A 12,852-nucleotide genomic window follows, 5' to 3' on the forward strand; every position below is an offset into this window, starting at 1 on the left:
ATGGCGTCTCTTGCCTTTATCCAAGCTTTTTTGGAGTCTTTTAAGGGATTTTTAAGCCAAGCGACTTTAATTAGCGTTTTAATAGCGAGCGTTTTAATCCTTTTTTGCGCGATTTTGCTCCTTTTGGCTTTGCTTTTAAGAAACCGCATAGCTAGCTATATGGCAACAACAGCTTTTTTGGGCGCGTTTTTAAGCATGCCTTTTGTTTTGAATATTTTACTCACTCAAACGATTTACCCCATAGAAACACGCATCTTACACGCTAACCCTTTAAGTTATAGCAACGCCTTTTCTTTGCAAGTGGGAGTCAAAAACAATTCCAAATTCAGTTTAAACAAATGCGTTTTACGCCTAGAAGTCCTTAAAAACCCTCACAATTTTGTAGAAGAGCGAGCTTTTAAATGGTTTGTCAAAAAAAGCTATGAAAAAACCTTTAAAGGAAAGATTTTGCCTGAAGAATCCAAGGTCTTTTCATTCTTTATTGACGACTACCCTTATTCAAAAACGGCCCCTTATCAAGTTTCTTTGTTTTGTTTGTAGAAAAAAGCGATTAAAAACGCTTAAAGGCATAAATTTTAAAATAAAGCTTTAAAGCCTGGATTCTAACAAACGCTTCGTGTAAGCATGCTTAGGGTTTTCAAACACTTCTTCAATAGCGCCTGTTTCTACGATTTTCCCCTCACTCACCACTAACACCCTATCGCAAAACGCTTTGATCACATCTAAATCATGGCTGATAAACAAATAGCTCAAATCCTGCTTTTCTTGTAAATTCAACAATAATTCCAACACGCTTTTTTGAATGCTTTTGTCTAAAGCAGAAGTGGGCTCATCTAAAAGAATGATTTTAGGTTTTAAGGCAATCGCTCTAGCGATCGCTACTCTTTGGCGTTCCCCTCCACTGAGTTCATAAGCGTAAAAGTTAAGCAATTCAGGGTTTAAACACACTTCTTCTAAACAAAGTTCAGCTAAATGGTGCCATTCTTCTTTGGAAGCTTTAGGGTAAACAAAGCGCAAAGCTTCTGTTAAAATGCTTTGAATGCTTAAGCGAGGGTTTAATGATGCGTAAGGGTCTTGAAACACCATTTGCAAGATCTTGCGGTAGGGTTTGAACGCTTTAGAATTTAAAAGCCCCACGCTTTGGCCTAAAATCTTTTCTTCTCCGCTATTTAAAGCGAGTTTTAAAAGCCCTAACGCTAGAGAGCTTTTCCCGCTCCCGCTTTCGCCAATGATGCCGATGTTTTCCTTAGCTTTGAGGGAAAAATTCACTGATGCGATAAGGGGCTTTTTTAAAGAAGGCCTAAAAAAGCGTTTTTGCAAGTAATAAACGCTAAAATCTTTCACCTCTAAAAGCGTTTCATCTAGCACTTTTAAGTTTTTAGCGGGCAAATTTGAAGCCTGAATCAAGAGTTTTGAATATTCATGCTTGGGGCCATTAAAAAGCTCTTTGGTGGAATTGGTTTCTACGATCTCGCCTTTTTTTAGCACATAAACCCTATCAGCCAATCGTTTAACCGCCTTTAAATCATGGCTAATGAACAAAAGAGCGATGTTTTTTTCCGCGCTCAATTGCTTGAGCAAGTCTAAAATCTGGTTTTGGATTTGCGCATCTAGCGCGGTGGTAGGCTCATCGCAAATGAGCAGTTTGGGCGCATTAATAATACCCATAGCGATACACACCCTTTGGCGCTGCCCTCCGCTCAACTCATAAGGGTAACGATCCAAAAATTTTTCATCTAATTGGACTTGTTTCATGGCGTTTAAAACTTGTTCTTTAAGGAGCGTTTGAGAAGCGTTTTTATGGTGTAAAAAATAGGCTTCACTCATTTGCTTGCCGATTTTATGCAAGGGGTTTAGGCTGGATAGGGGGTCTTGAGCGATGTAAGCGATAATATTCCCCCTTAAATGCTGCATGAACGCTTCGCTTTCTTTTAAAAGGTTGGTTGTTTCAAACAGCACTTCGCCGTTATGGGGTTTGAATCTAGGGTTTAAACGCATGATGATATTAGCGATAGAGCTTTTCCCGCTCCCGCTCTCGCCCACGATCGCCACCCTTTCACCATAACTTAAAGAAATATTAATGTTTTGGAGCGAAAAATGAGGGTTTAAAACGCAGTTTAAGTTTTTGATTTCTAGCATGTAACCCCTTTATTTGAGCATGTTAGCGTTGAAAGCATCGCGCACCCCTTCGCCAATGAACACCAAAACAGAAAGCAACAAACTGATGGCTACAAAGGCTACAACCGCTAAATGGGGCGTGGTGAGGTTATCCTTGCCTTGATTGACCAATTCGCCCAAACTCGCGCTCCCTATAGGCATGCCAAAACCCAAGAAATCCAAAGACACTAAAGTGGAAATACTAGCCGCCATTAAAAACGGCACATAAGTGATCGTTGCCACTAAAGCGTTGGGTAAAACATGGTAGAAAATGATTTTTAAATCATTCACCCCAAGCGCTCTAGCGGCTTTGGTGTAGTCCATATTCCTTGCTTTTAAAAACTCCGTGCGCACGACTTGAGAAAGCCCCATCCAGCTAAAGAGCAAGACTAAAAACAAGATGATCCAGAAATTAGAATTAAACGCGCTAGAAATCACAATGAGTAAAAAAAGCATGGGAATCGCGCTCCAAATTTCGCTCAACCTTTGCCCCAATAAATCCACTAACCCTCCATAATACCCCTGAAACGCCCCCAAACTCACGCCAATAAGAACGCTAAAAAGGGTGAGTAAAATCCCAAACACTAACGAAACCCGATAGCCATAAACCAACCTGGCTAGCACATCTCTGGCTTGATCGTCCGTGCCTAAAAGGTGTTTGAAACTTGGGGGGGTGGGGGCAGGCGAGTCTAAATCCATAATGATCGTATCATAGCTATAAGGGATAAGCGCATGGATGATGAAAGCGTCTTTTAAAAGCGTGTTTTGCACATAAGGATCGTTATAGTCCGTAGGGGTGAAAAAATCGCCTCCAAACTCCACTTCTGCATAGTTTTTAAACATAGGGAAATACGCTTTATTGTCTTTATAGATGAATAAAGGGCGATCATTGACCCACAAGGGGGCTAAAAGAGAAAGCGCTAATAAAGCGATAAAAAGATAGAGTGAAAACACCGCCCGCTTATTCTTTTTAAAACTCAGAATACGCATTTTAAACAAACTGCTCACGCTCAAACTCCCTTGATGAAAAACAATTCCTAAGATTATAATTAATTATGGGTAATACTAGCAAGAAAATGGGTTTGATCCATAAAGAAAAAGGATAAGCGTAATGATGGTGGAGTGTAGGGGGTTCGAACCCCTGACCTCAACGCTGCCAGCGTTGCGCTCTCCCAACTGAGCTAACACCCCAAATAAAATTAAGCGAGCATTATAACATTTTGCTTAAAAGATGTCAATTTGATGCTTTTTTGAAACACTTAATAGCAAATTAAGAATGATTATCTTAAAATTAGAGAGTTTCTTTTATGGATTAAGTAAAATCACTTATCAAAGCAAAAAGGATATTTTTGAAAAACCACTCCTTTAAAAAAACGATTGCTCTTTCCTTACTAGCGGGCATGTCTTTGTGTAACGCTGAAGAAGATGGGGCGTTTTTTATCATAGATTATCAAACGAGTTTGGCCAGACAGGAATTGAAAAATCCAGGCTTCACTCAAGCGCAAGAATTAAAGCAGTTAATCAGAGATGGGGCTGTGAGGTTGCAAACTTCTGCCATTCCCTTATCCTACTACTTGGATATTTTAGGGAATAAAACAGCAACTCTTTTGCGTGAAAGCCTGAAAAATAATGCGCAACCATCACAACCAAACGTGCAACCACAAAACGGACCATCAAACCAAGCCTTAGTCAATTTAGAGCAATCTCTAGGGATTTTAGGAAAACTATTGGATTTATCTCAACAATACGCTAGTCAGGGTGTCATTAAGCCTTTGGTGGTGGATGTAGGGAAAGAACAAATCGGTATCACTGATAGCATGCTCTTAGTGGCTCAAAACATCGTTTTAGCTTTAGGGCAAGTGGATTTGAGCAAAATCCAACAAAACAATAACGAACAGCTATACGAAAATATTATGAAAGTCATGCTTTTAGGCACAAGCGGGACTAATGGAGCGTATAATGGCGTGAGCGTGGGCGATATTGCCACAGGCATGCAAAATTTTTCTTCGCAAACGGGCTTGATAGGGGCTAATTCTACGGTTAGCGAGATCAACGCTTTGATTAAGAGCGGGATTTCTTTGGATCGTGAGACTTTGAGGTTGGGGAGTTTTATTGAAAAAAATATTTGTAGCAGTGCATCGTCTTGTTTTAGTGGGAATCAGCTTATCTATAAGAAAGGGCTAGATAGAGTCATAAACATTATTAACGCGAGTTTGGGTCAGTTTGAATCTTCGGCTAGTTCTCTTTATAAGATTTCTTATATCCCTAATCTCTTTTCTCTCAAAGATTATCAGTCAGCGAGCATGAACGGCTTTGGGGCTAAAATGGGCTATAAACAATTTTTCACCCATAAGAAAAATATTGGCTTAAGGTATTACGGGTTTTTGGATTATGGCTATGCGAATTTTGGCGATACGAATTTAAAAGTGGGAGCCAATCTCGTTACTTATGGGGTAGGAACGGATTTTTTATACAATGTGTATGAACGCTCTAGAAGGAGGGAAAGGACCACGATCGGTCTTTTCTTTGGCGCTCAAATTGCAGGGCAAACTTGGAGCACGAATGTAACGAACTTATTGAGCGGGCAAAGGCCCGATGTCAAGTCCAGTTCGTTCCAATTCTTGTTTGATTTGGGCGTGCGTACCAACTTTGCAAAAACCAATTTCAATAAGCACAGGCTAGACCAAGGGATAGAATTTGGGGTGAAAATCCCTATTATCGCTCATAAATATTTTGCAACCCAAGGCTCAAGCGCGAGCTATATGAGGAATTTTAGCTTCTATGTGGGCTATTCAGTCGGTTTTTAAGGAAGGCTCTTGATGAAAAATACCAATACAAAAGAGATAAAGAATACAAGGATGAAAAAAGGTCAATACCACGCGCTCAAAAAAGGGCTTTTAAAAACCGCTCTGCTTTTTAGCCTTCCTTTAAGCGTGGCGTTAGCTGAAGACGATGGCTTTTATATGGGAGTGGGCTATCAAATCGGCGGTGCACAACAAAATATCAACAACAAAGGCAGCACCCTAAGGAATAATGTCATTGATGATTTCCGCCAAGTGGGCGTGGGTATGGCAGGGGGTAATGGGCTTTTAGCTTTAGCGACAAACACGACCATGGACGCTCTTTTAGGGATAGGCAATCAAATTATCAACACTAATACAACTGTTGGCAACAACAACGCAGAGTTAACCCAGTTTAAAAAAATACTCCCCCAAATTGAGCAACGCTTTGAAACGAATAAAAACGCTTATAGCGTTCAAGCCTTGCAAGTGTATTTGAGTAATGTGCTTTATAACTTGGTTAATAATAGTAATAATGGCAGCAATAATGGAGTCGTTCCTGAATACGTGGGGATTATAAAAGTTCTCTATGGTTCTCAAAATGAATTCAGCCTCTTAGCCACGGAAAGCGTGGCGCTTCTAAACGCGCTTACAAGAGTGAATCTGGATAGTAATTCGGTGTTTTTAAAAGGGCTATTAGCCCAAATGCAGCTTTTTAATGACACTTCTTCAGCAAAGCTAGGCCAGATCGCAGAAGACTTGAATAAGAGCGGTGGTGCAGGGGCCATGCTTCAAAAGGATGTGAAAACCATCTCGGATCGAATCGCTACTTATCAAGAGAATCTAAAACAGCTAGGAGGAATGCTAAAGAATTACGATGAGCCCTACTTGCCCCAATTTGGGCTAGGCACAAGCTCTCAGCATGGGGTTATTAATGGCTTTGGCATTCAAGTGGGCTATAAGCAATTTTTTGGGAGCAAGAAGAATATAGGCTTACGATACTACGCTTTCTTTGATTATGGCTTTACGCAATTGGGTAGTCTTAATAGCGCTGTTAAGGCGAACATCTTTACTTATGGCGCTGGCACGGACTTTTTATGGAATATCTTTAGGAGGGTTTTTAGCGATCAGTCCTTGAATGTGGGGGTGTTTGGAGGCATTCAAATAGCGGGTAACACTTGGGATAGCTCTTTAAGAGGTCAAATTGAAAACTCGTTTAAAGAATACCCCACTCCCACGAATTTCCAATTTTTGTTTAATTTGGGCTTAAGGGCTCATTTTGCCAGCACCATGCACCGCCGGTTTTTGAGCGCGTCTCAAAGCATTCAGCATGGGATGGAATTTGGCGTGAAAATCCCAGCTATCAATCAAAGGTATTTGAGGGCCAATGGGGCTGATGTGGATTACAGGCGTTTGTATGCGTTCTATATCAATTACACGATAGGTTTTTAAGCTCTTTTTAGGGCTTATAAAGAGGCTCTTTACTTTTTTTTGGTATTCTAACAAGCTTTTAAACAATCCAATCTACTTTGTTTTAAGGATAATATTTTATGGCAGATGTCGTTGTGGGGATCCAGTGGGGAGATGAGGGGAAGGGAAAAATTGTTGATAGGATCGCTAAAGATTATGACTTTGTGGTGCGCTATCAAGGCGGGCATAATGCCGGGCATACCATTGTGCATAAGGGGGTTAAGCATTCTTTGCATTTAATGCCCTCAGGGGTTTTATACCCCAAATGCAAGAACATCATTTCTAGCGCGGTGGTCGTGAGCGTTAAGGATTTGTGCGAAGAAATCAGCGCGTTTGAGGATTTAGAAAATCGTTTGTTTATCAGCGACAGAGCCCATGTGATTTTGCCTTATCATGCCAAAAAAGACGCTTTTAAAGAAAAATCTCAAAACATCGGCACGACTAAAAAAGGCATAGGCCCTTGCTATGAGGATAAAATGGCGAGGAGCGGGATAAGAATGGGGGATTTATTAGACGATAAAATCTTAGAAGAAAAGCTAAACGCTCATTTCAAAGCCATTGAGCCTTTTAAAGAAGCGTATGATTTGGGCGAGGATTACGAAAAAGATTTGAGGGAGTATTTTAAAACTTATGCTAAAAAAATTTGCCCCTTTATCAAAGACACGACAAGCATGCTGATAGAAGCGAACCAAAAGGGTGAAAAAATCCTATTAGAAGGGGCGCAAGGCACGCTTTTAGACATTGATTTAGGGACTTACCCTTTTGTAACAAGCTCTAACACCACGAGCGCTAGCGCATGCGTTAGCACCGGCTTAAACCCTAAAGCGATCAATGAAGTCATAGGCATCACAAAAGCCTATTCTACTCGTGTGGGTAACGGGCCTTTCCCTAGCGAAGACACTACACTCATGGGCGATCATTTAAGGACTAAGGGCGCGGAGTTTGGCACGACAACCAAGCGCCCAAGGCGTTGCGGGTGGCTGGATTTGGTGGCTTTAAAATACGCTTGCGCTTTGAATGGTTGCACGCAATTAGCTTTAATGAAATTAGATGTTTTAGACGGGATTGATGCGATTAAGGTGTGCGTGGCTTATGAAAGAAAGGGCGAAAGATTGGAGGCTTTCCCTAGCGATTTGAAAGATTGCATGCCTATTTATCAAACTTTTAAAGGCTGGGAAAAAAGCGTGGGCGTGAGAAAATTAGAGGATTTAGAGCCAAACGCTAGAGAGTATATCCGTTTTATTGAAAAAGAAGTGGGAGTGAAAATTGGCCTTATTTCTACAAGCCCTGAAAGAGAAGACACGATTTTTCTATGAAAAAATTCGCTTCTGTGTTGGTGCAATTAAAAACCCTTGCGTTAGAAAAAATAGAGCAAAAGCTTGAAAGCAAGCGTTTAGAATTGCAACAAAACGAGCGAGAAGTTTTAGACAAACAAGCCCAATTGAGCGCGTTTAAAAACCCTGAATTGGGGGGAATGAGCCTTTTTTTACAAACCCAGCAATTAAAAAGCGCTCTAAGAATGGAGATAGAATATTACCAACGAGAGAGCGAGAATTTAAATAAGGATTTAAAAGTTTTAGAAAAAGATTACCTTTTGGCTAACCAGGAATTAGAAAAAGCTAAAATCATTTTAGAAAAGGAAAAGCAAAAAGAAAAGGAAATTTTGGAAAAAAAAGAGCAGGCTCTTTTAGACGAAAACGCCATGATTTTACACTGGCAAAAAGAGGGCTTGCATGCGTAAAATCTTGTTAATGGGCTTGATTTTACAAGCGCTCTTTAGCGAAGAAGCCGCGCAAGAATTGTTGCAATGCTCTGCGATTTTTGAATCTAAAAAAGCCGAATTGAAAGACGATTTGCGCCAATTGAGCGAAAAAGAGCAGTCTTTAAGGATCTTGCAAACCGAAAACGCCCGCCTTTTAGATGAAAAAACCGATCTGTTGAACCAAAAAGAAAAAGAAGTGGAAGAAAAACTGAAAAATCTAGCCGCTAAAGAAGAAGCCTTTAAAACCTTACAAACGGAAGAAAAAAAACGCCTTAAAAATTTGATAGAAGAAAACGAAGGCATTTTAAGAGAAATCAAGCAGGCTAAAGACAGCAAGATTAGCGAGACTTATTCTAAAATGAAAGATTCCAAATCGGCTCTGATTTTAGAAAACTTACCCACTCAAAACGCCTTAGAAATTTTAATGGCGCTAAAACCCCAAGAATTAGGCAAAATTTTAGCCAAAATGGATCCTAAAAAAGCGGCGGCTTTGACAGAGTTGTGGCAAAAACCCCCAAAAGAAAATAAAGAAAATAAAGAAAGCCAAAAAACCACAGATCCCACGCCCCCCACACCACCCACGCCTCCTAAAGAGCCAACCCTAAAAGATCCTAATGTAAAAGAGCCAACAGGGGTATGATGTTCATTATAGCGGTTTTAATGCTGGCGTTTTTAATCTTTGTCCATGAGTTAGGGCATTTTATTATTGCTAGGATTTGTGGGGTCAAGGTGGAAGTTTTTAGCATTGGTTTTGGTAAAAAACTCTGTTTTTTTAAGCTTTTTGGCACGCAATTCGCTTTGTCTTTGATCCCGCTTGGGGGCTATGTGAAATTAAAGGGCATGGATAAAGAAGAAAAAGAAGCGAATGAAGAAAATCAAGCGAATGAAGAAAAAGAAGCAAATGATAGCTACGCGCAAAAAAGCCCTTTCCAAAAGCTATGGATATTGTTTGGGGGGGCGTTTTTTAATTTTCTTTTTGCGATTCTAGTGTATTTTTTTCTGGCATTGAGCGGGGAAAAAGTCTTACTGCCCATCATTGGCGGTTTAGAAAAAAACGCGCTAGAGGCCGGGCTGTTAAAGGGGGATAAAATCCTTTCTATCAACCATCAAAAAATAGCGAGTTTTAGAGAGATTAGAAGCGTAGTGGTGCGTTCTCAAGGCGAGTTAATTTTAGAAATAGAGCGAAACCATCAGATTTTAGAAAAACGACTGACCCCCAAAATCGTAGCGGTAATAAGCGAATCTAATGATCCTAATGAAATCATCCAATACAAAGTGATAGGCATCAAGCCGGACATGCAAAAAATGGGCGTTGTCTCTTATTCCTTAATTCAGGCGTTCAAGCAGGCCTTGAGTCGGTTTAAAGAGGGCGTTGTTTTGATTGTGGATTCTTTAAGGCGTTTGATTATGGGGAGCACTTCAGTTAAAGAATTGAGTGGGGTAATAGGCATTGTGGGAGCGTTAAGCCATGCGAATAGTTTGAGCATGCTTTTGTTGTTTGGGGCGTTTTTGTCTATCAATTTAGGGATTTTAAATTTACTACCCATTCCAGCCTTAGATGGGGCGCAAATGCTAGGGGTTGTTTTTAAAAATATTTTTCATATCACTTTGCCAACACCCATACAAAATGCGTTGTGGCTAGCGGGGGTGGGGTTTTTGGTTTTTATCATGTTTTTAGGGCTTTTCAATGACATCACTCGTTTGCTATAAAAGGGGGAGTTGGTGCATGTATTGAGCGTGAGCGAAATCAACGCGCAAATCAAAGCCCTTCTAGAAGCGACTTTTTTGCAAGTTAGGGTTCAAGGGGAAGTGAGTAATTTGACTATCCATAAGGTGAGCGGCCATGCGTATTTTTCGCTCAAAGACAGCCAATCAGTCATCAGATGCGTGCTGTTTAAAGGGAACGCTAACAGGCTCAAATTCGCTTTAAAAGAAGGGCAGGAAATGGTTGTTTTTGGGGGCATTAGCGTGTATGCTCCAAGGGGGGATTATCAAATCAATTGCTTTGAAATAGAGCCTAAAGAGATAGGTTCATTAACCCTAGCTTTAGAGCAATTGAAAGAAAAATTACGCCTTAAGGGCTATTTTGATGAAGCCAATAAATTGCCCAAACCGCATTTTCCTAAACGAGTGGCAGTCATCACTTCTCAAAATTCAGCCGCTTGGGCGGACATGAAAAAGATCGCTTCCAAACGATGGCCGATGTGCGAATTGGTTTGCATCAATACTCTAATGCAAGGGGATGGCTGCGTTCAAAGCGTGGTGGAGAGCATCGCTTATGCGGATAGTTTTCATGACACAAAAAACGCTTTTGATGCGATTGTAATGGCTAGGGGTGGGGGGAGCATGGAGGATTTGTATTCTTTCAATGATGAGAAAATCGCTGATGCATTGCATTTGGCTAAAACTTTCAGCATGTCAGCTATTGGGCATGAGAGCGATTTTTTATTGAGCGATTTGGTGGCGGATTTAAGGGCTTCTACGCCTTCAAACGCGATGGAGATTTTACTCCCTAATAGCGATGAATGGTTGCAAAGACTTGATGGGTTTAATGTGAAATTGCACCGCTCGTTTAAAACTTTGCTCCATCAAAAAAAGGCGCATTTAGAGCATTTAGCGGTTTCTTTGAAACGATTGAGTTTTGAAAACAAGCACCATTTAAACACCTTAAAACTAGAGAAACTAAAAATCGCTCTAGAAAATAAAACCCTAGAATTTTTACGCTTTAAAAAAACGCTTTTAGAAAAAATCTCTATTCAAGCATTAACAAGCCCTTTTTTACAAACTAAAACAGAGCGATTGAACGCACTAGAAAACGCCCTTAAACTCGCTCATGCCAATTTGAAATTACCCCAATTCGGGGCGTTGGTGAGCAAAAACCATCAAGCGATAGAATTAGAGGCATTAAAAAGGGGCGATAAAATTGAATTGAGTAATGAAAAAGCCAGAGCGAGCGCTGAAATTTTGAGCGTGGATAGGGTGTAGGGGTTTGAAAAATAAGATTTAAAATAAAATAGATTTTGTTTTTAAAATTTCGTATTCACTTCTTTTGATGATCTTTTCTAAACGGAACAGCATGATGTCTGAAATCGTGTTTTGATACCCCTTGTTTTTTAAAATGCTGGCAGCTTGCGGGTTATTTTTAATTCTTTCTTCTTTTTGGCACAAATAAAAAGACCAGTTCAAATAATGATCCCTATTAACTTCTATAACCGCTTGCGCTGTTGTCCCGCTACCTGCAAAAAAATCTAAAATAATAGAATCTTTAGGGGTGGAGCATAATAATAAATATTTAATCAATTCTACAAGTTTTGGCGTCTTAAAAAGCCCCTTTAAGCCTAATTTTTCTAAATCTTTTGTGCCTTGTCGGCTATAAAAATCCAACACGCTCAAACAATTATCTTGCGATTCTTTTAAGTAATATTTTTCATAAGGGCGATTATTCTTAAAAATAAGCCTGTTTTGATGATATAACTCCTTAAGCTTTTCATCGCTGCTCCACCCTCTGCTTTTTAAGGGTTCTAAAAAAAGATTGATTTCTTGTATCGCTACACTGCGTGGGTGTGAAGGCGTGGATAGATCTTTAGCGAAATAAATCTCACCTTTTTCATCCACCAAATTATAATTTTTTAAAAAATTAAAATGTTCTTTTTGGGATAACTCTTTGATTTGTTCTTTTAAGACAAGTTGGGCTTGAGCTTGTCCTTTTTGTTTAAAAACATTCTTAATCGTTCGCATTAAATCTTTCAATGGTTTAGCATAAATGGGCAAAAGCGTTCGTAAGATTTTAAAACCAGGAGCGAACGCTTTATTTTTGGCGTAGCTTAAAACATACTCATGGGTAATATTGATGTGTTTAGCGTTAGACCTTGTGGCTTGTTTAGTGATAAAAGTGCCTAAAAAATTGCGCGTTCCAAAAATCTCATTGGCAATGATTTTAACTTCAGCCATTTTATTATCATCTATGGAAATAAAAATACAACCGCTTTGTTTTAACACAGCCTTTGCTAAAATCAAATGTTCTTCAATCCATTTTTCATAGTCAGCATGAGCGTCTTCATATTCAAAGTTAGAACTCTTAGTGTTATAAGGGGGATCTATATAGATCGTTTGGATGCTTTCTTTTTCTATTCTTTTCAAACACTCCAAAGCTTCCATGATAAAAACTTTATGCAAGATGGTTTTCCCAAGAAAAACGACCAAATTTAAGATTAAAAAGATTGATAAGCTCTTGTTCTTTTAAATCAATGGGTTTCATTTTAAAATCAAATTCTTTGATTAATTTACTAATTCCTATCGTTTGAGTTGAACGCCTGCTCTCATTATGACACTCTTTCACTTTTTGTTCCAAATACAATCCCATTTCAGGGTGCTTTCCATAAACAATGATAAAAGATTAGAAATATTATTCCACACGCCCACAGCTAAAGTCGTTTTAATATCGCAAAAAACTTTGGCTTTTTCTAAAGTGGTGTCATTAAAAGTCGCGCTCCAAGTTTTACTTTGAAAGGATACTTGTTTGATTTCTAAAAATTCATCGCTTGAACTTCTTTTGGCATCAAGGCCATGCTTTTGGGTATTGATAAGCTCATAATCTAAATATAAAGCCACCATGCTGTCTCTTAATTCATTCAAAAATGAATCGTTGTCATGTTTATTGCATTTATTTTGAATTTCTTCAAT

Annotated in this window: 11 protein-coding genes, 1 tRNA gene and 1 pseudogene; 8 read left to right on the forward strand and 5 right to left on the reverse strand. The window is 39.4% G+C overall.

All coding sequences use genetic code 11. The annotated features are described in order from the left end of the window. The gene (locus BZK24_RS05275; protein WP_077656797.1) at positions 1–540 is read left to right on the forward strand and encodes a DUF2393 domain-containing protein; all 540 of its coding nucleotides are present in this window, start codon (positions 1–3) and stop codon (positions 538–540) included. A 48-nt stretch (positions 541–588) separates the two neighbouring features. Here the strand turns inward: BZK24_RS05275 and BZK24_RS05280 are convergent, their stop codons facing one another. The 3 genes from BZK24_RS05280 to BZK24_RS05290 form a co-directional block, all read right to left on the reverse strand. Further along, the gene (locus tag BZK24_RS05280; protein WP_077656798.1) at positions 589–2,139 is read right to left on the reverse strand and encodes a dipeptide ABC transporter ATP-binding protein; all 1,551 of its coding nucleotides are present in this window, start codon (positions 2,137–2,139) and stop codon (positions 589–591) included. A 9-nt stretch (positions 2,140–2,148) separates the two neighbouring features. Further along, positions 2,149–3,171, reverse strand: a complete 1,023-nt coding sequence (locus BZK24_RS05285; protein WP_171972409.1) for an ABC transporter permease — start codon at positions 3,169–3,171, stop codon at positions 2,149–2,151. A 101-nt stretch (positions 3,172–3,272) separates the two neighbouring features. Further along, positions 3,273–3,348: transfer RNA gene (locus BZK24_RS05290), tRNA-Ala, on the reverse strand. A gap of 158 nt (positions 3,349–3,506) precedes the next feature. On the opposite strand from BZK24_RS05290, the gene hopF reads away from it, so the two are divergent. From hopF to xseA, 7 genes are all read left to right on the forward strand, one after another. Then, a complete protein-coding gene (gene hopF, locus BZK24_RS05295; protein WP_077656799.1) occupies positions 3,507–4,964 on the forward strand; it encodes a Hop family outer membrane protein HopF in 1,458 nt (485 codons plus the stop codon). 12 nt (positions 4,965–4,976) lie between these two features. Then, positions 4,977–6,389 carry a Hop family outer membrane protein HopG gene (gene hopG, locus BZK24_RS05300; protein WP_077656800.1) on the forward strand — a complete coding sequence of 471 codons (1,413 nt, stop codon included), beginning with the start codon at positions 4,977–4,979 and terminating at the stop codon, positions 6,387–6,389. 98 nt (positions 6,390–6,487) lie between these two features. Then, a complete protein-coding gene (gene purA, locus BZK24_RS05305; protein WP_077656801.1) occupies positions 6,488–7,723 on the forward strand; it encodes an adenylosuccinate synthase in 1,236 nt (411 codons plus the stop codon). After that, positions 7,720–8,148 carry a flagellar FliJ family protein gene (locus tag BZK24_RS05310; RefSeq protein WP_077656802.1) on the forward strand — a complete coding sequence of 143 codons (429 nt, stop codon included), beginning with the start codon at positions 7,720–7,722 and terminating at the stop codon, positions 8,146–8,148. The genes purA and BZK24_RS05310 overlap by 4 nt, the downstream gene beginning before the upstream one ends. Beyond that, positions 8,141–8,809 carry a MotE family protein gene (locus BZK24_RS05315; RefSeq protein ID WP_077656803.1) on the forward strand — a complete coding sequence of 223 codons (669 nt, stop codon included), beginning with the start codon at positions 8,141–8,143 and terminating at the stop codon, positions 8,807–8,809. The genes BZK24_RS05310 and BZK24_RS05315 overlap by 8 nt, the downstream gene beginning before the upstream one ends. After that, positions 8,806–9,879, forward strand: a complete 1,074-nt coding sequence (gene rseP / locus BZK24_RS05320) for an RIP metalloprotease RseP (protein WP_077656804.1) — start codon at positions 8,806–8,808, stop codon at positions 9,877–9,879. The genes BZK24_RS05315 and rseP overlap by 4 nt, the downstream gene beginning before the upstream one ends. Before the next feature lie 12 nt (positions 9,880–9,891). After that, the gene (gene xseA, locus BZK24_RS05325; protein ID WP_077656805.1) at positions 9,892–11,154 is read left to right on the forward strand and encodes an exodeoxyribonuclease VII large subunit; all 1,263 of its coding nucleotides are present in this window, start codon (positions 9,892–9,894) and stop codon (positions 11,152–11,154) included. An 18-nt stretch (positions 11,155–11,172) separates the two neighbouring features. Here xseA and BZK24_RS05330 read toward each other — a convergent pair whose 3' ends face one another. Then, a complete protein-coding gene (locus BZK24_RS05330; protein WP_077656806.1) occupies positions 11,173–12,345 on the reverse strand; it encodes a DNA methyltransferase in 1,173 nt (390 codons plus the stop codon). Then, positions 12,338–12,852: pseudogene (locus BZK24_RS05335) on the reverse strand (hypothetical protein); the annotation flags it as partial. The pseudogene BZK24_RS05335 and the gene BZK24_RS05330, both read right to left, overlap by 8 nt.

The sequence above is a fragment of the Helicobacter pylori genome, assembly GCF_001998165.1.
Lineage (GTDB): Bacteria > Campylobacterota > Campylobacteria > Campylobacterales > Helicobacteraceae > Helicobacter > Helicobacter pylori_DL.

Bases quoted from the DNA above. Each gene is read 5' to 3' on its own strand.
- purA (WP_077656801.1), top strand. From the start codon at position 6,488: ATGGCAGATGTCGTTGTGGGGATCCAGTGGGGAGATGAGGGGAAGGGA.
- BZK24_RS05310 (WP_077656802.1), top strand. From the start codon at position 7,720: ATGAAAAAATTCGCTTCTGTGTTGGTGCAATTAAAAACCCTTGCGTTA.
- hopG (WP_077656800.1), top strand. From the start codon at position 4,977: ATGAAAAATACCAATACAAAAGAGATAAAGAATACAAGGATGAAAAAA.
- rseP (WP_077656804.1), top strand. From the start codon at position 8,806: ATGATGTTCATTATAGCGGTTTTAATGCTGGCGTTTTTAATCTTTGTC.
- BZK24_RS05315 (WP_077656803.1), top strand. From the start codon at position 8,141: ATGCGTAAAATCTTGTTAATGGGCTTGATTTTACAAGCGCTCTTTAGC.
- BZK24_RS05275 (WP_077656797.1), top strand. From the start codon at position 1: ATGGCGTCTCTTGCCTTTATCCAAGCTTTTTTGGAGTCTTTTAAGGGA.
- BZK24_RS05280 (WP_077656798.1), bottom strand. From the start codon at position 2,139: ATGCTAGAAATCAAAAACTTAAACTGCGTTTTAAACCCTCATTTTTCG.